Here is a 24,113-nt window from a genome sequence, read left to right on the forward strand (position 1 = left end):
ACACCATGCCGGACCGCCGCCCGCACCGGGTCGTCGTCCTCGCCCTCGACGGAGCGATACCCTTCGAACTGGGCATCCCACAGCGGATCTTCGGCCGCGCGCGTGACTCCTCCCGCGAGCCGCTGTACGAGATCGTGACCTGCTCGGTCCGGGAACCGGGGCCGGTACGGACCGACGCCGACTTCTCGATCCTGGTCGAGAACGGCCCCGAGACGCTCGCCACCGCCGACACGGTCGTCATTCCCGCGTCCTACGAACTGGGTCCGGTCTTCGACGAGGGCAGGCTCACCGGCGAACTCCACGCCGCGTTCGCCCGGCTGCGGCCCGGCACGCGCATGGTCTCGATCTGCACGGGCAGCTACGTACTGGCCGCCGCCGGATATCTGGACGGCCGCCCCGCCACCACCCACTGGTCCTCCGCCGCCCACTTCCAGCGGCTGTTCCCGCGGGTCAAGGTGGACGCGGACGTCCTGTTCATCGACGACGGCGATGTACTGACCTCCGCGGGGGTCGCCGCCGGGATCGATCTGTGCCTGCATATCGTCCGGCGCGATCACGGCACGGCGGTCGCCAACGAGGTCGCGCGGCGTACGGTCGTCCCGCCGTACCGGGACGGCGGCCAGGCGCAGTACATCGAACGCCCGGTCCCCGAACCGCAGCTGGCGACCACCGCGACCGCGCGCGGCTGGGCCCTCACGCGCCTCCACGAACCGATACAGCTGCGGGACATGGCGGAGCAGGAGTCGATGTCCGTACGGACGTTCACGCGCCGCTTCCGCGAGGAGGCCGGGATCAGCCCGGGGCAGTGGCTGGTGCTGCAACGGGTCGAACGGGCCAGGCATCTGCTGGAGTCGACGGATCTGTCGGTCGATCAGGTGGCGCGGGACGCGGGGTTCGGCACGGCGCAGTCGATGCGGCAGCATCTCCAGTCGGCGCTGGGCGTTCCGCCGACGGTCTACCGCCGTACGTTCCGCGCGGGCACGGGCACCGGCACGGCCGCAGGCGCGGGAGCCGGAGCCGGAGCGGACCGGTAAGTACGGACCGGTGAGGTACGGGGGCGTTCAGCAGGGGCGTTCAGGAGCCGGATGGCGGGCGCGCACGCGCCGCGTCGCCGTCCGCCATCCGGCTCACCCCGGCGTCCGGGCTCCGAGAACCGGCACCGGGCCACGAACCGCACTCGCCGAGGACACGACCCGCGCCCTCGGCGTCCCCTCGCGGCGGATCGCTCACCCCAGCGTGATCACGCCGGAGTGCCCCGTCAACGGCGATTCGGGGGATCGGCGCGTCACGCCGGCCGCGGCACAGCGCACGAGGGCTCATAGACGGCCGGGGCATATGCTTCCGGCGCTACCCCCGGCGCGCTTCTGTCGACCTCGCACCAGATGCGCTTGCCCGCGCCCTCCGGCTGCCAGCCCCACCGGTCGGCCAGACCGTCGACGAGTTCCAGACCGCGGCCGTTGGTGTCCTCGCCGTCCGCGTGGCGCGGACGCGGCGGGCAGGCGCTGGCATCGGCGACCTCCACCCGTACGGTCCCGGCCTCGGCCGCACCGGAACCGAAGAGCATCCGCAGCACCGCCGGACAGCCCGTGTGCACCACGGCGTTGGTGACCAGCTCCGAGATGAGCAGGATCAGCGTCTCGGCGACCGGCTCATCGTCCTCTATGCCGGAACCGGCCAGCCTGGAACGGGCCCATCTGCGGGCCCGCCCCACCTCCGCGGGATCCGGCCCGACCTCCAACTGAACCTGAAGCACCTGCACCGCTCACACCATCCGAACCGGCGGACACATCGCCTCGCGCCTCGACAAGGTCCTCAACAGAGTCACAAGAGTCTCAAGAGTTACGGAACGTGATTTCCTTGCGAGACAGCATGGTTGACGTACAGTCACCGCAACAAGCGCTTCGGGCATATTCCAGCGCGAAGGAGTACGCGTAGTGCATACTGTGCGACGCGCGTCGCGGGGAGTCGAACACGGGCGCGCACGGCGCCTATGTACCGCGCGAGCGGCGCGCATTCGCGATCCCGGAGCCGCCGTACCGGCAGCACCGCGACCGTCGCGCCTCGCAACCTCTCGCACCCCACGGAGCGTACCGGAGGCCGGACTCGACTCCGGCGTGTGACGGCCCGTCGGCAGGACACAACCCGGTATCGGCCCCGGACGGCGCGTTCCGGCCACGGACGGTGACGCATCACAGTGCTGAGGCCAGAGCTTTCCCCTTCCACCGGAAGGGAGTTACCGGGCGAGTCGCAGGGGTGAGTTGCCGAGGCATGTCGCCGCGGCCAGGGACCGAGCACGTCACCGCGGCCGATGACCGAGCGATTCGCCGCGGCCGATGACCGAGCGGGTCACCGGGGCCGGCGCACCGGCCCCGCACCGCTCATCCGGGCTCGGGCGTCACGTAGTACGCCGCGAAACCGGACAGGATCTCCCCCTCGTGGATCCTGCCGTCGTGGTCCACGTCCAGCTCCGCCGCCACCCGCGTCGCCGCCTCCGGCTCGACGCCGAGCACCCTCAGCGCGCGCTCCGCCGACGCCGGGGTCACCCCGCCGCCGTCCTCGTCGGCCACGGCGATCGCGGCGCGCAGGAACGGGCGGGCGATCTCCGCGAACCGCTCCGGGTTGTCGCGCAGCCGCTTCACCGCGCCGGTGACGAACTCCTGCCTGCTGACCCGCTGGTCGCCGTCCACGTCGGCGATCCCGGCCATGCCCTGCCAGAACGCCTCGGCCCCGCTGTAGAGCGCCTGTCCCTTGTCGGAGCGTGCCGTCGTACCGAACTCGGCGAGCAGCGCCGCCGCCGCTCCGCTGAAGTCTTCACGGTCGATGTACCCGCTGCCGTCCTGGTCGAAGGCTGCGAACCGGGAGGCGATCTTGGCCTCGTACTCTGCGCTGTCCATCCCCGGAGCGTACGACGGCCGGGGGCCGCGATGTGTCCCGTTACGCGCGGAGCCGCTATGCCGAAAGCGGCTGGACCGCGTCGTCGACGGCCGCGGGCACGTCCGGATAGACCTCGAAGAGCCGGCGTACGCCCAGGGCCGCCAGAACCCGGTTGACGTGCGACCCCGCCTCGGCGCCACGGGCCGGCAGGATGACATGGAGTCTGCCGCGGCAGGAGTGGAGCAGTCTGCGCGAGGCGATCAGTACGCCGACCCCGCTGGAGTCGCAGAAGAACACCTGAGAGAGGTCGAGCACCACCGAGTGGCGCCCGGCGGCGACCGCGTCATGGACCCGCTGGCGGACCTCCGGCGAGGTCACGATGTCCAGTTCACCGGTGATGTGCAGCACGGTCCACGGGTCCTGCTCGGACTCCTCCATCGTGAGCGTCACGCGCCTGGACCTTTCCTCGGGTACCTGGGCTGATCCGGAAGAGACGATCCGCAAAAGCCCGAAGAGGCTGATCCGGAAGTGGCCCTTCCTCATCCCGCCACTGCCCCGCCGCGCCCCCGTGAAACGTTGTCACACCCCACTTCGCCGCCCGCCGCCGTCCGCGCCGGACCCGCAGGAGCGCCTCGGGGGCGCACTTGGGCAAAGGGGAGTGCGTTATCTGCGGCGCCCACTACATTCGAGGGAACGATGGCCAACGGTGGCCGCCGACGGGCTTCGACATGATGGTGGACAGGGGCACGGGAACGGACAGAGGCACAGGCAGGCGCACAGAGGAACAGGGCTGGGGGTCGCATGGCGAAGGACACACCGCCCCGGTGGGACCGCAGGATGCACCAGCGGCTGACGCGGGGCGAGGCGGCGGCTCTCGGGGAGCTGTACGACCGGTACGCGTCCCTGGTGCACGGCCTGGCCCATCGGGTACTCGACGACGACGCCGCGGCCGACCGGGTCACCCGTGAAGTGTTCGGTCATGTCTGGGAGAACCCGGACACGTACGACCCCAAACAGGGCTCCATACGCTCCTGGGTGGCGAAAGTCACACAGCGGCTGGCCGTGCAGCGGCTCCGGCGTACGGAAGCGGAGGCGTACGAGGCGCGCGGCGACGGTTCGGCGGAGGAACTGGAGCAGAAGATAAGCCGGGTCTCGGTGGCCGCGCGGGCGGACTACATAGTCAGGTCGATGCCGACGCCCCTGTGGAACGCACTGGAGCTGGCGTACTTCCAGCGCAGGGACTACCGCCAGACCGCGGCGGACCTGGGTGTCACGGAGGACGAGGCACGGCGCCGGCTGCGGCTCGGGCTGCAACTGCTCTCCACGGCCAACACCCAGGCACGGAGTGGCTCGTCGCCGCCGGGAAACGGACGTTCCTTGTGACCGGCCCGCTGGACGGCGGCTCCCGTGACGGCCGCGATCCCGACGAGCCGGCGGGTTTCCTCCGTATCCCCGGTCCGAGGACGCCGCCGGACGACGTGGACGTGACGGAAGAGGAGCGCCCGCGGGCCCGTGAGACACGTGAGACACCGGGAGCGCGTGACGTGCCCGAGGGGCGTGACGTACCCGAGGGACGTGTGGCGCCCGCGGGGCGTGACGTGACCGAGGGACGTGTGGCGCCCGCGGGGCGTGACGTGACCGAGGGACGTGAAGCGCCGCCCGCCGCCGAGCCGCTGTCGCACAAGGTGCTCATGTCACTGCTCGGAGCCTGGGCGCTGAGCGCCTGCCCCGCCGAGGAGACCGCGCTCGTCGAAGCGCACCTCACCGAGTGCGCCCCCTGCGCGGACGAGGCGCTCCGGCTGCGCGACGCCGTAGGGCTGCTGCACGCCGACGGGAACCTGGACCTCGACCCGCTGCTGCGCTCCCGCGTGCTGGAGAACGCTCTCGGCCGCCGCCCCGCCCGTGTCCCGGTGCCCGGCTGGGCCGCTCCGTACGACGCCGAGACCGCGCGGCTCGACGCGCTCCTGCGGGACATCGGCGACGCCGAGTGGCACGCGCCCGTACGGCTCAAGTGGTACGAGGACGAGGGGACCGTCTCCCGCCGGACGACCGTCGCGGGGGTGATCGGCCATCTGATGACCGTCGACGGCCTGGTCGCCACCTCCCTCGGGCTCGACGACCCGCTCGGCGGCTCCGACGCCCCCGTCCACCCGACCGCGCGTACGGAGAGCTTCTGGCGGGCCGCGAAGCCCCCGCCGACCCGCACCATCCACGAGCCCTGGCGCGAGCAGAGCCACACCCTCATCAGGACGGTGTCCTTCGCGGGCCGCGGGGTCGCCGAACTCTCCGTGTCGTACGGGTTCTTCGCCCTGCCCCTGCGCGACGCGCTGCTCGACCGCGCCTTCGAGTGCTGGGTGCACGGCGCGGACATCGCGGAGGCGGTGGACTACCCGTACAAGCCGCCCAGCGCCGGCCATCTGCACGAGATGATCGATCTGGCGACCCGGCTGCTCCCCGCCGCGCTCGCCATCCGCCGCCGGAGCGGTCTCGCGGCACCGGCCCGGGAGCTGGTGACGGCGGGCTCGCCCGGCCGGTCGCTGCATCTGGAGATCGAGGGCGCGGGCGGCGGCGACTGGTTCATCGCGCTGGACTCGCCGGCGGCGGTCGGTTCCCGCGAGCGTTCCGTCGCGCAGGTCGCGCTGGACGGCGTCGAGTTCTGCCAGCTGGTGGCCGGACGGGTCTCGCCGGAGGACGCGGCGGCGGGTCAGGAGGGCGACCGTGAGGCGATCAGGGATGTGCTGTTCGCGGCGGCCACGATGAGCCGTCTCTGAAAGCACCCACGCGGGGCCGGTCGACCGGGTCCCGTCGTTCAATTTCCGTCGCCCGGTTCCCGTCGACCGGTTCCCGTCGACCGGTTCCCGTCAGTCGAAGACGACGGTGCGGTGCCCGTTGAGCAGGATCCGGTGCTCCCCGTGCCACTTCACCGCGCGCGCCAGCGCCTGGCACTCCACGTCCCGGCCGATCGCCACCAGTTGCGCGGGCGTGACCTGGTGCCCGACCCGCTCGACCTCCTGCTCGATGATCGGGCCCTCGTCGAGATCGGCGGTCACATAGTGCGCCGTCGCGCCGATCAGCTTCACGCCGCGCGCGTGTGCCTGGTGGTACGGCTTGGCGCCCTTGAAGCTCGGCAGGAAGGAGTGGTGGATATTGATGAGCCGGCCGTTCAGCTGCTTGCACAGATCGTCCGAGATGACCTGCATGTAGCGGGCGAGCACCACCAGCTCCACCCGCTCCGCGCGGACCAGCTCCAGCAGCTCGGCCTCGGCCGCCGCCTTGGTGTCCCTGGTCACCGGGATGTGGTGGAACGGGATGTCGTACGAGGCGGCCAGATCGGCGAAGTCCGTATGGTTCGAGACGACCGCGACGATGTCCACCGGCAGCGCGCCGGTGGAGGCCCGGAAGAGCAGATCGTTCAGGCAGTGGCCGAACCTGCTGACCATGAGGATGATCCGCATCCGCTCCTCGGCGCGGTGGATCGCCCACTCCATCCGGAACGAGTCACCGATGGCGGCGAAGCTCGCCCGCAGCTTCTCCACGGTCACCGGGGCGTCCGCCGAGAAGTGCACCCGCATGAAGAAGAGACCCGTGTCGTGGTCCCCGAACTGCTGGCTGTCCTCGATGTTGCAGCCGGTCATGAAGAGATAGCTCGACACGGCGTGCACGATGCCCTGCTTGTCCGGGCAGGACAGCGTCAGGACGTACTGATCGGAGGAGGCGGGCGGCGGGGCGGCGGGCGGCGGCGTGGCGGTGGTCATGACCCCAGAGGATCCCACATCTGCCCCGCGCGCCCCGGAATCGGCCAGTACGTGGACATTGCGACGCGGACATCGCGTCGATGACTCCGGGTGACGTCACCATGCCACAGCGGCGTCAGGCGGACCGCGTCATGATCCGCAGCACATCCAGCGAGGTCGGCACCACATCCGGGTCGTCCCCGTCGCTCGTCGCCAGCCGTACGTGCGCCTCGCGGGCCGCCCGTACCGCCTCCGGCCAGCCATGATGCTCCAGATAGGCGGAGACGGGCGCGTCCGCGCCGACCTGGTGCATGATGCGCAGCACCCGGAGCACGGCGAGATCGACGAGGGCGGCCTCGCCCGAGTCGCGGAAGATCGTGCCGACGTATTTCTCGGCGGACCAGTTGTCCAGCCAGGTGTCCTCGACGAGACGGTAGACGGCGTCGGTGACGTCGCCGTACCCCTCCAGGCCGGCCAGCCAGTACTCCTGGTGGAAGACGGGATCGGAAAGCATGTGCAGCGCCGAGCGCACATTGCTGCGCCAGCGCCACCACGGCATGTCATTGAGCGGCATGCCGCCCATGGTGGGGGAGCGACGGGCACGACGGGAAGAGTTCTCGGAACCTTGCTGCACAGTCCACGACTTTACGTTCCGCCCGGGGGCGTCCGGCCGGGCCCCCGTAATTCACCTCCAGGACACCGAACGTTGGTCCCCGCTCACTCGGGTGTTACTCGAAAGGCGCGAGTGTGCAGGACTATGACCGGTTGGCGACGCCCCACCTCCCCCCGCCCATTCCAGTCCAGTGCGGTCCGCGCTCTCTGTATGACAGCGGCCGGGGCTTCGCTTCTTTCCCTTCTGACCGGCTGCGGCGTTCTCCCTGGCGGCTCGGGGGGCTCCAGGGAGCCCGTCACGGTCATGACCTGGGCGCCGGTCGGCACCAACGCCACCAACCTGCCCGGTATGCCCGCCATGGCCAAGGCGTACGCCCGCTGGGTCAACGCGTCCGGCGGCATCGACGGCCACGAGCTGCGCGTCCTGACCTGCAACGAACGCAACGACACGGCGGGCGCCGCCGAGTGCGCGCGCCGGGCGGTGAAGGAGAAGGCCGTCGCGGTCGTCGGCTCGTACAGCCAGCACGGCCGCGAGTTCATGGCACCGCTGGAGGCCGCGTCGATCCCGTACCTCGGCGGGTACGGCGTCACGGAGGAGGAGTTCACCAGCTTCCTCTCCTACCCCGTCAACGGCGGCCAGGCCACGCTCCTCGCGGGCAACGGCCTCCAACTGGCCCGCAACTGCGAGAAGACCGCGCTGGTACGGCCCGACACGATCACCGGCGACGACCAGCCCGAGCTGCTCAACTCCGGCCTGGCCAAGGGAAACCGCGGCCCGGCCACCGACATCCGCGCGGCGGAGGACGCCACCGACTACACCAAGGCGTCCACCCTCGCCCGCGAGGGCGCCGGGGACGGCGGCTGTGTCACCGCGGTGCTCGGCGACCGCACGGAGACCTTCTTCGACTCCTACCGCCGCCTCCCCGAGGACGGCCGCGACATCCGCGTCTCGTCGGTCCTCGGCAGCGTCGGCCAGCCGCTGATCAACCGCACGGGCGGCAAGGACGGCCCCTTCGAGGACGCGTACCTCACCGGCTGGTACCCGGTGGCGAGCGACCCGGCGTGGAAGCCGATGCGCGACGTGATCGACAAGTACGCCTTCGGCGACAACGACATCGACCCGACCGACCCGGGCGCCCAGACCACCTGGATCGCGTACACCGCCCTCAAGGCGGTCATCGAGTCGGTCAACAGCGATGTGATCACCTCCGGCAAGATCGCGGACAGCCTGGACCGCGGCGTACGCGTCGACACGGGCGGCCTGACCCCACCGCTGCGCTGGCGCTACGAGGACATGCTGGGCACGCCGGGCTTCCCCCGGATCGTGAACGGGAACGTGACGTTCCAAGTGGTGCGCGACGGAAGGCTGGTGGCGGAGCGAAAGGGCTTCGCGAACGTCGGCCAGACCCTGAGCGGCACGCACTAGCTGGGCAGCACGTGGCGGACCTCAGAGACTCAGCCAAGTTCCACAGTGGCGTACGGCTGCCATTCGTACAAACGGTTGTCGCGGTGCAGCACGATCAACTCTGCTGACCCGATACGCGCGTTGACCGGTGGAACGCTGGCCGCGCCGAGGGTCTCCAGGATGGCGGCCGCAGGGCCGTCGCTGTTGCTGTACGCCACTGAGACGTGGGGCCGGAACCCCTCGGGCGTCTCCGGCACTTCGGCGAGAACATCTCCGATCGCCGCCCGAATCGCATCGCGGACGGCGCGCGGCGGCTCTTCGGGCCGCACGGGGAAGAGGATCGCCTCTGGATCGACTGTCGGCGCGGAGAGCGTGATGTCGAAGGCTGGCACGGCGGCCAGGCGAACACGGGCGGCCTCGACGACGGCGTCCACATCCGCCTGATCGATCTCATCGACGAAGCCGATTCCCTGCATGGTCAGATGCAGCCACCGATCCGGAATCAGGTCCAGTCCGTCTACCCCGGCCAGCGCGGAACGGTACTGACCGGCGAATCGATGAACGTCCGTCTGCCCGTCGAAGACCAGGTGCCAGGTGTAGAAGCGCCGCCCGGTAGCCCATCCGGGACGCCACCACCAGTGGTTACGCAGGTGCTCAGGTCGAGTGGTCATGACCTGAGATCCAATCAGCAGTGCCATCCCCTGACGAGAGGGCAAAGCGCCGTGGTGCTGAGTCAAGGCACCATTCGTTGAGTGCACGCCGTGCCGCGGCGGGCACGGGGCTCGTGGCTGACGGTAGCGCGGCCATCAATTGACCAAGGTCACGCATCCGTTCGGTGATCGGGGCGAACCGCAACTCCGGGGGCAGGGCTAGCACCGGAGCGAGGGCCTCCATGACCGCATCCGGATGGCCGATGCCGGTCAGAGCCGTAGCCCGGCTGACGTGGATCTGCGCCGCTGTACCACCTGCGCGCGGGGGATGCGCGGCGAGGTGGCCAAGCGCTGTGTCGGCTTCACTCAGCGCCTCGTGATAGGCACCGATTCGCAGGTGCGCGGCAGCCGCGTAGTTTTCCTGTCGGGCGCGGTTGCAGGAGAACAGGCCGCCGATCTCGTCGCTTCCCACTATGGCCTCGCGTGCCGCGGCGGCACGCCGCAGTGCGGACCGGGTCTCCTCAGCAGCGCCCAACTTGGACCAAGCATCGGCCTCCTGGCATGCGAGGAGCGCACCCACGCTGCCCCGCGGACGGCATGCGGTCCCGCGTCGGGCGTAGTTGATGGCGTCTCGCAACCGCCCATCCCAGAACGCGATCTTCGAGCGTGTGGACGCGACCCAGGCGCTCAGCTCACTGTGTCCGGCCATTTCTGCGCACAGCCACGCCGTGCGCCCCTGAGTGTCCGCCGCGCGTAGGTTGCCGAGGTCACTGGAGATCCAGGCGAGCAGCCCGCAAAGGTAGCCGGCGGACACGTAGAGGTCCGCTGACTGGCGCGGTGGCTGATGTCCTTCGATGAGCGCGAAGACGCGATCACGGAGTCTCCGCGTGCGATTGAAGAGGACGACGGCGTCGCCGTTCAAGTACTGACAGGCGAGTGTCCGTACATCGGCAAAGACCTGCTCCAGGGCGATATCGCCAACGTTCGTAGCTTCGGCCCACTGCGCCCACGTGGCGGACTCAGTGGCGGCGGCGACCACCCGGTCCGACTCGGGCTCCGGCGTGATCACGGCACCGTCGGTCGTCGCCGTGATCGCCTGCTCGGGAGTCCGGCTTCGAATAATCCTCAGGTCACTGTCCGGCAGGGCACGACGGTCCGCGATATCGAGAAGGTCCTCGACTTCGCAGCCGTAGACGGTGGCCAGGACGACCAGAACGTGGAGTGTTGGCCGACGGCTCGACGGGCCGGGCCACTTCTCCCATTTCCCTACGAGAGAGGCGTCCGCCGCGACTGCGGAGTCGGGGCACGAGGAGATGCGCTCCGCTGTCCCCTGCAGAGTCCACCCAAGGGCATGGCGCCACGCCTCGCGAGGCCGTACGCGGAAGCGGACACGCATCTCAATGGCGATTTCTGGCGTGCTGCACCCGGCTGACGACATCTCATGACGCAAGGCATCACGATCCGCCTTTGCTCCCGGCTTCGGCGACGGAATCATCGTTCTCCCTGAGTACGCGTGGATTCACTCAAGGTAGCGATCGTTGCGCTCGCCGTAGAGCGGAACCGTAACGCGCTGGAGGCACAAATCGTCCACTTCCCCATCCGGAAGCCGGAGTTGCCGCAGATCACAGGCCAGTGGCGGTGACAAGAAAATTGGACACGGCTGCCCGCGACTCAGAGGCCCAGAGTTGAAACCGTTGCGGCACATACCGAACCGGACCGACAGGGGCAGTTGTGGACGCCAACTCAGAGACCGAAGCGGCGATCGCCCGATGGCAGAGCAGCATCGACCAGGCTCGGCAGGTCAGCTCCGGAACCCGCAGTCGCGACGAGCTGTCCGAGCTGGCCGCGGCGCTTCGCGGCCACATCGCGGAGCTGCTCCCCACCGCGCGCGCCGAGGCCGGCCGGCTGTGGCGTGGCGGCACCGACTGGTACCGGCTGACCGCCCGCCTGGACAGCATCCAGCGCCACGCCGCGCGAGGACTCGGCTCCGGAGTTCTGACGGCACACGTTCACGTACGGCTGCTCGCGCTCGACTGTCAGTGGCTCCTGGAGCACTACGCCCCGGACCCGGCCGGAGCGGAGCCGACGCGGTGACCAGATGCGCCACGGGCGGGCACGACTTCCCGTACGAGGACGAGACCGGCGCCTACTGCCAGGAGCACGGAGTGACTCTGCTGTGGCACGGAGATCCGATCACGCGGGACGATCTGCCCCCGTGCCCCGCCTCATCGACCGCGTATGTACCGCGCGACCGGCCGCCTTCTGACGTGGCCGACGACGCGCCGTAGATCGCGCGGTCCCGGCCCCCGGGGCCCACCGGGCCACGCGGGCTACAGCTGGGTCGGGGCGCGTTCCGTCAGGCCGTATTTCGTCGCGATGCTGTTCCACAGGCCCGACGCCTTCTGCTTCGCCGCCGTGGCCTCGCCGCTCGCCTGGTTCGCCTTGGCCGCCTGCGAGGTCGTGCGGGCGCGGCCGTCCTTGCAGCCCTTCTTGCCCTTGGTCTGCTTGGCCCACTGCGCGTAGTGGTCGTCCGCCGAGGCGGAGGCCTGCCAGGCGTCGGTGAGGGCGGATATGAGCGCGGCGTGGTTCGGCAGTTTGTCGAGGGTCAGGGCCTCCAGCTGGGTCACCAGGCCCCGGCGCTGCTCGGCCGCCCCGTGGAGGTCGGTGGCCGCCTGGTCCAGGTTGTCGCAGGACTTGATGTCCTCGACCGCGCTGATGACCGCCGAGCGGCTGTCGTTGCTGTCCGCGAGGAGCTTGTCGAGCGCCTCGGCCTGTCGCTTCACCGGGTCGGGGGCGGCGGCCTGGGTGGAGGGTTCGGTGCTGGGTGAACTCGCCGACCCCACCGTCTTGCTGTCGTCCTTGGGCGCATCGCCGCCGTCGCTCATCAGCGCGCCCGCGCCCAGGCCGAGGACGGCGCAGCCGACGACCACGGCCGCGATCACCGGCACCCGGGACGACTTGCGGCGCGCCGTGCCACGGCCGCCGCCCGCCGGGTCCTGCCGTGCCGGCGGCTGCTGGTACGCGGCGGCCGGCTGCTGGTACGCGGCGGGCTGCTGGCCGTACGGCGCGCGCTGCTGCTGGGGCTGCTGCTGCGGCTGCGGACCGCGGCCCGCGCCGAACGGGGGCATCTGCTGCGTCGATTCCGCGCCCTGTCCCCCGCTCGGCCCGTCCGTACGGAAGAGGTTGTCGAACTCCGCGGGCGGCTGGCGGTCGCCCGGGGCGCCGGGCCGGATGCCGTACGGGGCTCCGGAGGGCGCGGCCGGGGCACCCTGGGCGGAGACGGGCGCGATGAACTGCGTGGCGTCCGAGTCCGGGCCCTGCGGAGGGGGCGCGGTGGACGGCAGGTACTGCGTGGCCTCCGCGGAGCTCTCCGGCGGCAGCATGCCGGGGCCCGGCGGGACCGGGGCGACCGGGGCGATGAACTGCGTGGCGTCCGAGTCCCCCATCGCGGGCACCGGCGGCAGATACTGCGTCGCGTCCGCGCTTCCCGGCGCGGGCGACTCGGCGGGCAGCGGCAGAGGCTGCGCGTGGGGCTGCGCCGGAGGCAGGGGCTGCGGCAAGGGCTGCGACCGCGCCGGCGGAAGCTGCTGCCCCTGCGGATACTGCTGGTACGGCGCGTACGGCTGTCCCTCGGCCGGCTGTCCCGTGAACGGCTGCCCCTGGGCAGGCGGGAGCGGAGCGCCGTACGACTGACCGCCCTGCTGCGGCTCGTACGCCTGCCCGTAGGTCTGGCCGTAGGTCTGTTCGTACGACTGCGGTACGCCCTGCCCCTGCGGGGCCGACGGCGCGCCGCCGCCGTACCCGGGCTGCTGCTCCTGGCGGCCGTCCTGAGGCCCCCAGGGCTGCCCCCACGGCTGCCCGCCGGCCGGCACGGCCCGGTCCTGGTCCGCGGCCGTGCCGGGAATCCAGGGCCCGCTGCCGTCGCTGGGCAGCACCACGCCTTCGTGCGCGGGGCGCGCGGCGGGGTGCTGCGGCTCATCCCCTTGTCCGCTGTGCGTCACCGGGACTCCTACGTGTGGAACGTGTGGACCTACCGAATCGTCGGTTCACGCTACCGGGTGAATCGCGACCGCTGCCACGCGCGTCGGTCCAGTAACAACACGCCCCCTCAAGACGCTGATAACGGGTCCGAATTCGCCCACCCCGTCCCGGACTTGATCACCCTCACGCCACCCCCACGGCGTCCACACAGCACCACCACGGACGGCATCACGCACAGGGCTCCGCCAGGTCCTGTCCGGTCGGTGCTCGTGGGTCACGAGGACCGACCGGACAGGACCTGGGAGCGCTGGGAGTGAGCGCCGTCACGCCGCCTGGATCTCCAGCCGCGCCGTGAACTCCCGCACCGCGGGTTCGTTCGCGTACGGCTCCAGCCGCTGCTGGAGATCGTCGAGATACTCCGCGCCCCGGCTGGAGCGCAGCGCGCCCAGCAGCTCCACCGCGCGCGTGCCCGTCCGGCACGCCTCCTCGACCTCCCGCTGCTGGACCTGGGACGTGGCGAGCAGGACGAGCCCGATCGCCCGCCGTCGGGCCCGGGTCTCCGGATGGCCCGCCAGCGAGTCCTCGGCATGCCGGGCCGCCTCCTCCGGCCGGCCCAGATCGCGGTAGCAGTGCGCCAACTCGTCGGCGAGGTAGGCCTGATCGAAGTGCGCGATCCAGTCCGGGTCGTCGCCCGAGGCGTCGCCCGACTGCTCCAGCGCGGTGACCGCCCGGCCGACGGCCGCCTCGCAGGTACGGGCGTCGCCCATCAGCGCGTGGCCCCGGGCCTCGGCCGCGTGGAACATGGCCTGCGCCCTCGGCGCCACCTGCCCGCGCGCCCCCTCCTGTGCCGCGCGCGCCAACTGCGCGATCTCGCGCGGATTCCCGAGCTGCGCCGCCAGATGACTCATCGACGCGGCCAGCACATAGCCGCCGTACCCGCGGTCCCCGGACGCCTGGGCCAGCCGCAGCGCCTGGATGTAGTAGCGCTGGGCGAGCCCCGGTTGACCGGTGTCGATCGCCATATAGCCGGCCAGCTCGGTCAGTCGGGAGACCGCCGCGAAGAGCCGCCGGCCGACCGCCTCCCGGTACGAACCGGCGAGCAGGCCCGACACCACGCTGTTCAGATAGTGGACGACGACGGGACGGACATGGCCGCTGCCGAAACGGTGGTCCAGGTCGATGAGGGCCGCGGTCATGGCCCGTACAGCCTCGACATCCGAATCCCCCACCCGCGCACCGGTGTTGCGTGCGACGGCCGGGTCCGCGCCGGTGATCAGCCAGTCCCTGCTGGGCTCGACGAGCGCCGAGGACGCCACCGCCGAGCCGGACAGGAAGTCACGGCGGCCCACATCACTGCGCCACAGCTCACAGGCCTGTTCGATCGCGCCCATGACGGTGGGCGAGAACTGAAGACCGACGCCCGAGGCCAGATTCTTGCCGTTCGCCATCCCGATCTCGTCGATCGTGACCGTACGGCCCAGCTTCCGGCCCAGCGCCTCGGCGATGACGCCCGGGGCCCGGCCACGCGGCTGCTGTCCGCGTAACCAGCGCGCCACCGAGGTCTTGTCGTAGCGCAAGTCCAACCCGCGCTCCGCGCCCACCATGTTGACGCGCCGGGCGAGCCCGGCGTTGGAACACCCCGCCTCCTGGATGAGCGCCTGGAGCCGTTCGTTCGGCTGGCGCGCGACAAGTGGTCTGGCTGCCAATGGATACCCCCTGTGGCCGCAGTGATCAGCTCACTGAACACTGCCCGCACATATGCGAAGAATGCACATGTTCGGTGATAACGGAAAAATTCGAGGAATTTCAGAAAGCTTCGGTAAACACGGCAAGGCTCGCCCGCACGCCTCCCGCGTTGCCCATATGTTGTCGGACCCCCGAGGGTGGCTACCCCCTTACCGCTCCACCCCTTCCCGCGCGCCCCCACCCATGCATCCATGCGCCCCATATGCGGGGCGGGCGTTCCCCGGCGTGGCAACGGGCACCCCGTAACCGGTGGTGGCGGCGGTAGTTGTGCTGTTCGTGGAAGAGACCATCGGAGTGACGGACGCCGCGCACATCCCTCAACAGCGGGGCGACCTGCTGCTGGACAGCGCGGTGCGGTACGCGGAAGAGCGGCACTGGGACGTGTTCCCCGGTACCTGGCTGGAGGCGGCGGACGGCCGGGAGACCTGCTCGTGCGACCGGACGGACTGCCCGGCGCCGGGAGCGCACGCGACCGGTCCCGACTGGGCGGCGCAGGCGACGGGCAGCGCGGTCGCGGCGCGCAGACTGTGGTCGAAACAGCCCAGGGCGTCCATCCTGCTGCCGACGGGACGCACCTTCGACGCGCTCGACGTACCGGAGTCGGCCGGCTTCCTCGCCCTGGCCAGGATGGAGCGGATGGACCTGACGCTCGGGCCGGTGACCCGTACCCCGGCCCGCCGGATGCTGTTCTTCGTACTGCCGGGCGCCGCGGTCAAGGTGGACGACCTCGTACGGAAGCTGGGCTGGACCCCCGGCGCGATCGACCTGGTCACGCGCGGCGAGGGGGACTACGTGGCGGCCCCGCCGACACGGATCGGCGGCAGCGGCGCGGTGCAGTGGGCGCGCCGGCCCACGCACGCCAACCGCTGGCTGCCGGATGTCGAGGAGCTGATGAGCCCCCTCGCCTACGCGTGCGGGCGGGAGGCGGCCGAGGAGCGGGCCCGCCGCGCTTAAAGGGGCCGGTCCGGCCGAGGTCCTGTCCGGCGCCCCGTACATAAGGTGGTCCCCGTAGATATATACGGGGACATCTGTACGAGAAGCGAAAGCACGAAAGGCGGTGCGCGATGCCGGACCAGGCACGGGACCAGGCACGGGATCGGACACCGGCGGAGGGGGCCGACGGAGCAGAGGGGGCCGAGGGGGCCGAGGGGGCCGACGGGAAGCGGCCGATACCGCCGGCCACCGCCGCGGAGACCACCCCCCGCGCCGAGCCCGCCGTTCAGGTCGAGGGGCTGTGGAAGCGGTTCGGCGAACACATCGCCGTCGCCGGCATCGACCTCGAACTGCCCGCGGGCCAGTTCATCGGCCTGGTGGGACCGAACGGCGCGGGCAAGACCACGACCCTGTCCATGGTCACCGGCCTCCTCCGGCCCGACCAGGGACGGGTACGAGTCGCCGGCCACGACGTCTGGCGCGACCCCGTCGAGGTCAAGGCGCGGATCGGAGTCCTGCCGGAGGGGCTGCGGCTCTTCGAGCGGCTCTCCGGGCGGGAACTCCTCGGCTACACCGGGCGGCTGCGGGGGCTGCCGGGCACCGAGGTCGACAAGCGGGCCACACAGCTTCTCGACGTACTGGACCTGGCGGGCGCACAGCACAAACTCGTTGTCGACTACTCGACAGGTATGCGAAAGAAGATCGGCCTCGCGGCAGCGCTGCTCCACAACCCCCAGGTCCTCTTCCTGGACGAGCCGTTCGAGGGCGTCGACCCGGTCTCCGCGCAGACGATCCGCGGCGTCCTGGAGCGCTATACGGACTCGGGCGCGACCGTCGTCTTCTCCAGCCATGTCATGGAGCTGGTCGAGTCGCTGTGCGACTGGGTGGCCGTGATGGTGGCGGGCCGTATCCGCGCTCAGGGCACCCTCGAAGAGGTACGGGGTGACGCGCCCACCCTCCAGAACGCCTTCCTGGAGCTGGTGGGCGTCCAGGGCCACGGCGCCGGGGAGTCGCTGGACTGGCTGGGCGGCGCGCGATGAACATGGCCGAGAACAACCCCGCGCCGATAGCCTCCGCTCCGCTCACGCCCCCCTCGCCGGGGCCCGTCCCGCCGGGGCCCGTCCCGTCGGCGCCCGCCCAGCCCTCGTCCGTCCCGCTGACGCCCATCTTCCTACGGCTGAAGCTCTCCCTGCTGCGCAACGGGCTGCGGCAGTCGTCGGGCCGGGCGGTCGCGTACATCGCGTCGGCGGTCTTCGCGCTGCTCCTCGCGGCGGCGCAGCTCCTCGGTCTGCTCCTGCTGCGCGGAAGCGACCACGCGGGCACGCTGGTCGTGCTGCTGACCGCCCTGCTGGCGCTGGGCTGGGCCGTGATGCCGCTCTTCTTCGCCAGCGGCGACGAGACCCTCGACCCGACCCGGCTGGTGATGCTGCCGCTGCGCCCGCGCTCGCTGGTCGGGGCGCTGCTCGCGGCCTCCCTGGTGGGGATCGGGCCGCTGTTCACGCTCTGTCTGGCGGTGGGCTCGGCGGCGGCCACGGCGTACGGCGCGGCGGCCGTGGCCGTCTCGGTCCTGGCCGTGGCGCTGGTCCTGCTCGTGTGCGTGGCGCTGGCGCGCGCTGTCGCGACGGCCAATATCCGGCTGCTGACCTCGCGCAAGGGACGCGATCTGGCCGTCCTGAGCGGTCTGGTGATCGCGGTGGGCATCCAGGTCGTCAACTTCGGCGTCCAGCGGCTCGGCGACGCGGGCGGACTCTCCGCGCTCGACCCGGCGGCGCGGATCGTACGGTGGCTCCCTCCGGCGTCCGCGATGGGCGCGGTGGAGTCGGTGAGCGAGGGCGCGTACGGGCGGGCCGCCGCCCAGCTGCTGCTGACGGTGGCCGCGCTGGCGGCCCTGCTGTACGCGTGGCAGCGCTCGCTGGTGAAGCTGATGACCGCCCCGGACGGCTCGACGCTCGCGGCGTCGGAACCGGCACGCAAGGAGTCGGTGTGGCAGCCGGGGCGGCTGCTGCCCGAGGGGCGTACGGGCACGGTGATGCTGCGCAGTCTGCGGTACGTGTGGCGCGACCCGAAGACCAAGGCGGCCTGGGTGACCTCGCTGGCCATCGGCCTGATCGTGCCCCTGCTCAACGCGCTCCAGGGCAGAGGCACGATCTACTTCGCGTGCTTCGCGGCCGGCATGCTCGGCATCCAGATGTACAACCAGTTCGGCCAGGACACCTCGGCCTTCTGGATGGTCGCGCTGACGATCTCCTCGACGCGGGACGCCTACCTCGAACTGCGCGCGCGGGCGCTGGCGCTGCTGGTGATCACCCTGCCGTACTCGGCGCTGGTGACCGTGGCCACGGCGGCGCTGCTCGGCGACTGGGGGGCGCTGCCCGAGGCGCTCGGGCTGTCCTTCGCGCTGCTCGGCGCGATGCTGGCGACGGGCGCGGTCGCCTCGGCGCGCTTCCCGTACTCGATCCCGCAGGACAGCGGTTACAAGAACGTCGCCCCCGGCCAGGCCGGTCTCGCGTGGATCTCGATCTTCGGCGGCATGCTCGGCGCCGCGCTGCTGTGTGCGCCGGTGCTCGCGCTGACGATCTGGATCCATGTGTCCGGCGCGGACGAATGGGCGTGGCTGCTGCTCCCGGTCGGTGCGGCGTACGGCGCCCTGGCGGCGGCGGGCGGCCTCCGCCTGGCGGCCCCGCGGACGGCGGCGCGCCTGCCGGAGATCCTCACGGCGGTCAGCAAGGGCTGACGGCACAGCAGCCGGGGAGCCCGGTCATCACGTCAGGGCAGCCCGGCGCGTCAGGGCGTCCTGTCGCGTCCGCGGGTCCTGTCGCGTCAGCGGGTGCCCTCACGTAGGGGCCCGTCATGTCGGCGGTGCGGGTCCCGTCACGTCAGGGCGTCAGCACGCCGTCCAGGAACGGTTCGATCGCCGCGCGCCAGGCTTCCGGCTGGTCGTAGTGGGCGAGATGGCCCGCGTCCGTCACCTCCGCGTACTGGCCGCGCGGCAGCACCCGCACCATTTCCTGGGCCTCCGCACGGCCCAGCTCGCCGTCCAGACCGCGGACCACCAGGGTGGGGCACTGGACGTGCGCCAGCTCCTCCCAGTGCGCGTCATGGACCCAGGTCTCCCGGGACGTCAGCATCTGGCGGCGCGAGAAGACCGGGCGCCAGCCGTCCGCGCTCTCCGCCATCACCTCGGCGAAGAACTCGCCCCGCGCCGGCGTGGGCCGCTCCACCCAGGGGTCGTCCTCGCCGAACCACTTCCGTACGTCGGCGAGCGTGGCGAACGGGACCGGCCAGGCGCGGAACCAGTCCGCCCACTCCCGCTGGGAGGCCGCCCCCAGCGCCGACGCCCGCATGTCGCAGATGATCAGGGCCCGGACCAGATCGGGCCGCTTGGCGGCGAGCTGCCAGGCGGTGAGCGCGCCCATCGAGTGACCGATGAGCGTGACGGGCCCCAGCCCGAGCTGTTCGATCGCGGCCTCGGCGTCGGCCACGTACGCCTCGCGCGTGAACGGCCCTCCGGACGGCTTGTCGCTGCGGCCGTGTCCGCGCTGGTCGAGCGCGATCGCGCGGTGCCGCTCCGAGAGCCAGCGCGCCGTGGCGGCCCAGTGCGAGGCGCGGCCCATGAGGCCGTGCAGCAGTAAGACGCCGGAAGCCCTCTCCGTCTCCTCCCGCCGCTTGGGCGGGTCGGCAAACTCCCAGGCAGCGAGACGTACACCGTCCGCTCCGGTCACATCGATGCGCCGCACCATGCGTCCCGGCACCCCCTTCGGTCCTGAGTGGTCGAGTCGGATTCCGCCATGGCCCCGTTCCGATGCGTCCAGCCACGCCAGACTATCGAACTCCCATTCGAAAAACTGATTCCCGCCCGCAACACCGCTCGTTCGAGTGACCACACCCCAGGATTGCCGGACGCGGCCCGGGGGAGATCTTCTCCGGGAGGCGGGCCGCTCGGGGATGACGGTCCGAGGGGAATGACCCTGGGAGCTCGGGGCTCCGGGTCAGCGCAGGGGAGGACAGGTTCCGGTGCCGAAAGGCACCGGAGCCGCCCCCTCGCACAACGCTCCGGCTCCGGCTCCGGCTGGGATCGCCGGGCTCGCGCGGAGTACGCGGAGTAAGCGGAGTAAGCGGAGTACGCGGAGTACGCGCCCGCTCACGCGCTCGCTCACACTCCCGCACTCGCTCAGAGGCCCGCGGATCACGTGGATCGCACAGGTCTCCCCGCCCGGACAGCGGCAGGACATACGCGCCGTACCGCAGACGCGACACACAGTGCGCACCCCCGCACAGGCGCATCACCCTGCTCCCTCCCCGGCCTCCGACCGACCCGGAGCCGCACCCCCGGCCGGCACCTCAGGTCATATGCCTCTGCCACAGACTGGCACGCGAACGCCCAGCCGTCGCCCCCTCCCGCCGGAAAGCGCATACAGTCCGGCCACGTGACGCTCCCCTGAGTCACTCCGCCGTCCGGGCGTCTCAGCACACCCGCGCACGCACCCCGTAGGTGCACACGCCGAAGCGCCGCCCGCCCCCCATGGGCGGACGGCGCTCCCTCGACTACGGGACCCGGTGCCTCAGCGCTTGGCCACGAAGACGTGCGACGCCACCTCGGACTGAAGCTCCGCCGCCTCGCCACTGCTCCCGACCAGCACCCCGCCGGGAGACTCCGTCACGCTCACCACGGACCCGGGCTGTACGCCCGCGCGCCGCAGCGTGTACATCAGCTGGGCATCGGTCTGGATGGGCTCGCCGATCCGCCGCACCACGACCGTCTTGCCCTCGGCGCCCGGGTCCAGCTCGGCGAGACTCACCATCCCCACATCCAGGAACGGATCCGCCTCGGCCTTCTCGCCCAGCTCCTCCAGGCCCGGGATCGGGTTGCCGTACGGCGACTCCGTCGGGTGGCGGAGCAGTTCGAGCACGCGCCGCTCCACCGCCTCGCTCATCACGTGCTCCCAGCGGCACGCCTCCGCGTGCACCTGCTCCCACTCCAGGCCGATCACGTCGACCAGGAGACACTCGGCGAGCCTGTGCTTGCGCATGACGCGCGTCGCCAGCCGACGCCCTTCCTCCGTCAGCTCCAGATGCCGGTCACCCGCGACCTGCACCAGTCCGTCGCGCTCCATACGGGCCACGGTCTGGCTGACCGTCGGCCCGCTCTGGTCGAGCCGCTCCGCGATCCGGGCCCGCATCGGGACCACACCTTCCTCTTCCAGCTCAAGGATGGTGCGGAGGTACATCTCCGTCGTGTCGATCAGTCCGGACATACATGCCCCTCGATAAATCGTGCGCTGGCCCTGACTCAATTCTGACGCATACCACCGACAACCGTGCCGTGCGTGGAGAGCGGAAGGGGCGGAGCCCGGTTGCGGCGGGACAGCCATGTCGGGTCGCCGTATTGACAGAGCAATGGTCCAGACCTCAACGTGATCCGCGGCACAGACATTCCCCGTGCCCGTCCCGCCCCTGGTCCCAGCCCTGAACCACCCTCTGTTCCGCCCTTGATCCCCCACCCTGGAAGGGCCTTCCCGATGAGCGAGAGCAAGCTGGCCGGTCAGTTCTTCGATGCGGCGATCGGTCTGCTCCAGCGGGTACGCGACGAGGAGTCCGCCCGCGTCGCCGCCGCCGGAACCGCCGTCGCCGACACCGTCGCCGCCGGGGGCCGGCTCTTCGCCTTCGGCGCCGGGCACTCCTCGCTCGCCGCGCAGGACGTCGTCTACCGGGCCGGCGGCTTCGCCGTGATGAACCTGCTCACCGTGCCCGGCGTGGTCGGCGTCGATGTCATGCCGGCCACCCTCGGCTCCGCCCTGGAGAGGGTCGACGGGCTGGCGGGCGCCGTCCTCGACTCCTCCCCCGCCCGTGCCGGGGACCTGCTGGTGATCATCTCCCTCTCCGGGCGCAACGCGCTGCCCGTCGAGATGGCGATGAACGCGCGGGCGCTGGGGCTCAAAGTCATCGGCGTGACGTCCGTGGCGTACGCGACGGAGACGAAGTCACGCCACCTCACCGGGACCTACCTCAAGGACCACTGCGACATCGTGCTGGACAGCAAGATCGCGGTCGGTGACGCGGAACTGACGGCCGACGGCATCGAGGCGCCCTTCGCGCCCGCCTCCACCGTCGTCACCAGCGCCCTGATGCAGGCCATGATGGCCGCGGCCGCCGGAGAACTCGTCGAACGCGGAATCGAACCCCCGCTCCTTCGCTCGGGGAACGTCGACGGCGGGACCGAGTGGAACGGCCGCGTCATGACCGAGTACGGCGACCGGATCTTCTACCGACACTAGAACGCATCTGCGAACGGCGACGGACTGTGGCGGCCTGGGTAAAGCGACGCGACCGAAGACAGAAAATGCGACGCACGTAACAGCGGACACCGAGAGTGACATCTGGGGCCTGTGGGGCACACTCCCGCAGGCCCCAGTTCGTTTCCGTACCCACGAACCGCCACTTTGCGTCACCAAGAGAGCACTTGGCGGAATTTTGATCTTTCACAAAGAAGTAATGTTCAGGCAAAGTAGGTGAGGCTGCGGTGCGGCATCATCGGAACTGACGACATGTCGGCGCCGTACGGCCGTGCCCGCACGGGCACCACGGAAAGACCGAAAGACGGAAAGGGCGAGCTGTGAGAATCCGACTGGACCGCGAGTCCACCGTCAGACGCGGGACGACCGCTCTCTGACCCCGGCCGCCCGGACCATCACCCGGCAGCCGCCACGCCGGGCTCCCCAACTGCCGCGATCCGGCAGGGCGCGACGCCCGCACGGCTCCCCATCAGGCCCGGGACATCTCTGACGCTCGGCCCTTTCCCCTGACGCGACCCTCACGTCTTCACCCTCACGTCTTCACCCTCACGATCGACCTCCAGGTTCAACGCTCATGCACAACCAGCAGTTCTCGCACACCCGTTTCACCCCCCACTGACCCGACCACACCGCGCCCCGGCGAGCCCGGGAGTGCAGGAGGCAGGCCATCATGAAATCCCTCATCGACAACGCCCGTTCCTTCTCCGTGCAGGTGGCGGAACGCCCCGAAGAGTTCCGAGATCTCGCGGCGGGGCAGACGCCGCAAGCACTGTTCATCACCTGCTCGGACTCCCGTGTCATCCCCTCCCTCATCACCGGCGCCCGCCCCGGCGAGCTGTTCGAGCTGCGTACGGCGGGCAACATCGTCCCCCCGTACGACCGGGACCGCCCCAGCGGCGAGACCGCCACGATCGAGTACGCGCTGCGTGTGCTCGACGTCCGTGACATCGTCGTCTGCGGTCACTCACACTGCGGCGCCGTCGGCGCCATGGTCCGCGGCGAGGACCTGTCGGCCGTTCCCGCCGTGCGCGGCTGGCTCGGCCTCCGTGCCTCCAAGCTTCCGTCGGGGCACGGCCTCGCCCACGCCGTACGGCACCACGCGGCGGCACAACTCGACACCCTCCGGGGCTATCCCGCCGTACGGGAACGTCTCGCGGACGGCCGTCTCTCCTTGCACGCCTGGTACTACGAAGTGGACACGGGCGCGATCAGCGTCCACCGGCCCGAGCTGGGTGGGGAGTTCAGACCGCTGTGACTGCGGCCTCGGCATCGACCTCTCCCCACCTTCCGTCCGCTCGCGGACCGCACAGCTAGGACAACCCGTCATGCTCTCCCTCCCACTTCTGAAGGACCAGCGTGTCCTTCGACGCGAGATACTCGCGTCCCTCGTCGTCTTCCTCGTCGCGCTACCCCTCTGTGTGGGGGTGGCGGTCGCCTCCGGAGTCCCGGCCGAACTCGGTCTGGTCACCGGTATCGTCGGCGGGCTCATCGTGGGCTGCCTGCCCGGCAGCTCGCTCCAGGTGAGCGGCCCGGCAGCCGGTCTCACGGTCCTCGTATACGAAGCCGTCAAAGAATTCGGCGTCGGTACGCTCGGCGCCATCGTCCTGGTGTCCGGATTGCTGCAACTGGCCCTCGGCGCCTTCGGGTTCGGCCGCTGGTTCCGGGCCATCTCCGTCGCCGTCGTCCAGGGAATGCTGGCCGGCATCGGCCTGGTGCTCGTCCTGGGCCAGGTCTACGCCATGGCCGACACCGCGCAGCCGTCCGGCGGACTCGGCAAGATCGCCGGCCTGCCCGGACTGGCCGGCGACATTCTCACCACCGGTACGGCGCTGACCGCGTTCCTCATCGGGGCGGGGACCATCGCCGTACTGGTGCTCTGGCCCCG

At 70.9% G+C, this 24,113-nt stretch carries 23 protein-coding genes; 12 read left to right on the plus strand and 11 right to left on the minus strand.

All coding sequences use genetic code 11. The annotated features are described in order from the left end of the window. Positions 1–5: 5 nt before the first annotated feature. A complete protein-coding gene (locus tag CU044_RS14310) occupies positions 6–1,034 on the plus strand; it encodes a helix-turn-helix domain-containing protein (RefSeq protein WP_129768959.1) in 1,029 nt (342 codons plus the stop codon). Positions 1,035–1,285: 251 nt separating this feature from the next. Here the strand turns inward: CU044_RS14310 and CU044_RS14315 are convergent, their stop codons facing one another. The 3 genes from CU044_RS14315 to CU044_RS14325 all read right to left on the minus strand — a co-directional run bounded on the left by CU044_RS14315 (position 1,286) and on the right by CU044_RS14325 (position 3,324). Then, positions 1,286–1,759, minus strand: a complete 474-nt coding sequence (locus tag CU044_RS14315; protein ID WP_240045589.1) for an ATP-binding protein — start codon at positions 1,757–1,759, stop codon at positions 1,286–1,288. Between the two features lie 619 nt (positions 1,760–2,378). Then, positions 2,379–2,894 (minus strand): EF-hand domain-containing protein, encoded by a 516-nt coding sequence (locus tag CU044_RS14320; protein WP_129768960.1) that lies wholly within the window; start codon positions 2,892–2,894, stop codon positions 2,379–2,381. Positions 2,895–2,949: 55 nt separating this feature from the next. Further along, positions 2,950–3,324: an STAS domain-containing protein gene (locus tag CU044_RS14325; protein WP_129768961.1), complete on the minus strand. Its 375-nt coding sequence runs from the start codon at positions 3,322–3,324 to the stop codon at positions 2,950–2,952. 351 nt (positions 3,325–3,675) lie between these two features. On the opposite strand from CU044_RS14325, the gene CU044_RS14330 reads away from it, so the two are divergent. Both CU044_RS14330 and CU044_RS14335 read left to right on the plus strand, forming a co-directional pair. Further along, positions 3,676–4,257, plus strand: a complete 582-nt coding sequence (locus CU044_RS14330; RefSeq protein WP_129768962.1) for a sigma-70 family RNA polymerase sigma factor — start codon at positions 3,676–3,678, stop codon at positions 4,255–4,257. Next, on the plus strand, positions 4,254–5,645 hold the full coding sequence (locus CU044_RS14335; protein ID WP_240045591.1) for a maleylpyruvate isomerase N-terminal domain-containing protein: 1,392 nt from the start codon (positions 4,254–4,256) through the stop codon (positions 5,643–5,645). The genes CU044_RS14330 and CU044_RS14335 overlap by 4 nt, the downstream gene beginning before the upstream one ends. A gap of 90 nt (positions 5,646–5,735) precedes the next feature. Here CU044_RS14335 and purU read toward each other — a convergent pair whose 3' ends face one another. Together purU and CU044_RS14345 are read right to left on the minus strand one after the other, a co-directional pair. Beyond that, the gene (gene purU / locus CU044_RS14340; RefSeq protein WP_129768963.1) at positions 5,736–6,629 is read right to left on the minus strand and encodes a formyltetrahydrofolate deformylase; all 894 of its coding nucleotides are present in this window, start codon (positions 6,627–6,629) and stop codon (positions 5,736–5,738) included. Positions 6,630–6,744: 115 nt separating this feature from the next. Then, the gene (locus CU044_RS14345) at positions 6,745–7,191 is read right to left on the minus strand and encodes a hypothetical protein (protein ID WP_030351269.1); all 447 of its coding nucleotides are present in this window, start codon (positions 7,189–7,191) and stop codon (positions 6,745–6,747) included. Positions 7,192–7,365: 174 nt separating this feature from the next. Here CU044_RS14345 and CU044_RS14355 point away from each other — a divergent pair, with 174 nt between their 5' ends. Further along, positions 7,366–8,646: an ABC transporter substrate-binding protein gene (locus tag CU044_RS14355; RefSeq protein ID WP_129768965.1), complete on the plus strand. Its 1,281-nt coding sequence runs from the start codon at positions 7,366–7,368 to the stop codon at positions 8,644–8,646. A gap of 29 nt (positions 8,647–8,675) precedes the next feature. Here the strand turns inward: CU044_RS14355 and CU044_RS14360 are convergent, their stop codons facing one another. After that, on the minus strand, positions 8,676–9,296 hold the full coding sequence (locus CU044_RS14360) for a 2'-5' RNA ligase family protein (RefSeq protein ID WP_129768976.1): 621 nt from the start codon (positions 9,294–9,296) through the stop codon (positions 8,676–8,678). Further along, on the minus strand, positions 9,280–10,770 hold the full coding sequence (locus tag CU044_RS14365) for an XRE family transcriptional regulator (protein ID WP_240045593.1): 1,491 nt from the start codon (positions 10,768–10,770) through the stop codon (positions 9,280–9,282). The genes CU044_RS14360 and CU044_RS14365 overlap by 17 nt, the downstream gene beginning before the upstream one ends. Before the next feature lie 236 nt (positions 10,771–11,006). Between CU044_RS14365 and CU044_RS14370 the strand changes: the two genes are divergently transcribed. Both CU044_RS14370 and CU044_RS14375 read left to right on the plus strand, forming a co-directional pair. Beyond that, a complete protein-coding gene (locus CU044_RS14370; RefSeq protein WP_129768966.1) occupies positions 11,007–11,369 on the plus strand; it encodes a DUF6415 family natural product biosynthesis protein in 363 nt (120 codons plus the stop codon). After that, positions 11,366–11,563 (plus strand): hypothetical protein, encoded by a 198-nt coding sequence (locus CU044_RS14375; RefSeq protein ID WP_129768967.1) that lies wholly within the window; start codon positions 11,366–11,368, stop codon positions 11,561–11,563. Before CU044_RS14370 ends, CU044_RS14375 begins: the two co-directional genes overlap by 4 nt. Before the next feature lie 42 nt (positions 11,564–11,605). On the opposite strand, the gene CU044_RS14380 is transcribed toward CU044_RS14375, so the two are convergent. Both CU044_RS14380 and CU044_RS14385 read right to left on the minus strand, forming a co-directional pair. Further along, positions 11,606–13,276: a hypothetical protein gene (locus CU044_RS14380; protein ID WP_193563971.1), complete on the minus strand. Its 1,671-nt coding sequence runs from the start codon at positions 13,274–13,276 to the stop codon at positions 11,606–11,608. A gap of 303 nt (positions 13,277–13,579) precedes the next feature. Continuing rightward, positions 13,580–14,962: a transcriptional regulator gene (locus CU044_RS14385; RefSeq protein ID WP_129768968.1), complete on the minus strand. Its 1,383-nt coding sequence runs from the start codon at positions 14,960–14,962 to the stop codon at positions 13,580–13,582. 307 nt (positions 14,963–15,269) lie between these two features. Here CU044_RS14385 and CU044_RS14390 point away from each other — a divergent pair, with 307 nt between their 5' ends. The 3 genes from CU044_RS14390 (at position 15,270) to CU044_RS14400 (ending at position 18,669) form a co-directional block, all read left to right on the plus strand. Further along, positions 15,270–15,956, plus strand: coding sequence for a bifunctional DNA primase/polymerase (locus CU044_RS14390; RefSeq protein ID WP_129768969.1), 687 nt, complete (start codon positions 15,270–15,272; stop codon positions 15,954–15,956). Between the two features lie 110 nt (positions 15,957–16,066). Continuing rightward, positions 16,067–16,975, plus strand: a complete 909-nt coding sequence (locus tag CU044_RS14395; RefSeq protein WP_240045595.1) for an ABC transporter ATP-binding protein — start codon at positions 16,067–16,069, stop codon at positions 16,973–16,975. A gap of 2 nt (positions 16,976–16,977) precedes the next feature. Then, on the plus strand, positions 16,978–18,669 hold the full coding sequence (locus tag CU044_RS14400; RefSeq protein ID WP_240045597.1) for a transporter: 1,692 nt from the start codon (positions 16,978–16,980) through the stop codon (positions 18,667–18,669). A 142-nt stretch (positions 18,670–18,811) separates the two neighbouring features. Here the strand turns inward: CU044_RS14400 and CU044_RS14405 are convergent, their stop codons facing one another. Further along, entirely contained in the window at positions 18,812–19,675 is an 864-nt protein-coding gene (locus tag CU044_RS14405; protein WP_129768970.1) for an alpha/beta hydrolase, read from the minus strand. A gap of 822 nt (positions 19,676–20,497) precedes the next feature. Further along, positions 20,498–21,190, minus strand: a complete 693-nt coding sequence (locus tag CU044_RS14410) for a metal-dependent transcriptional regulator (protein WP_030351277.1) — start codon at positions 21,188–21,190, stop codon at positions 20,498–20,500. Positions 21,191–21,454: 264 nt separating this feature from the next. Between CU044_RS14410 and CU044_RS14415 the strand changes: the two genes are divergently transcribed. From CU044_RS14415 to CU044_RS14425, 3 genes are all read left to right on the plus strand, one after another. Beyond that, a complete protein-coding gene (locus tag CU044_RS14415; RefSeq protein WP_129768971.1) occupies positions 21,455–22,210 on the plus strand; it encodes an SIS domain-containing protein in 756 nt (251 codons plus the stop codon). Between the two features lie 688 nt (positions 22,211–22,898). After that, positions 22,899–23,483, plus strand: coding sequence for a carbonic anhydrase (locus CU044_RS14420; RefSeq protein ID WP_129768972.1), 585 nt, complete (start codon positions 22,899–22,901; stop codon positions 23,481–23,483). A 70-nt stretch (positions 23,484–23,553) separates the two neighbouring features. Then, positions 23,554–24,113, plus strand: a 560-nt coding sequence (locus CU044_RS14425; protein ID WP_129768973.1) for a SulP family inorganic anion transporter, incomplete at its 3' end; no start/stop codon positions are given.

It is taken from the genome of Streptomyces sp. L-9-10, from assembly GCF_004151105.1.
Taxonomy (GTDB): Bacteria; Actinomycetota; Actinomycetes; order Streptomycetales; family Streptomycetaceae; genus Streptomyces.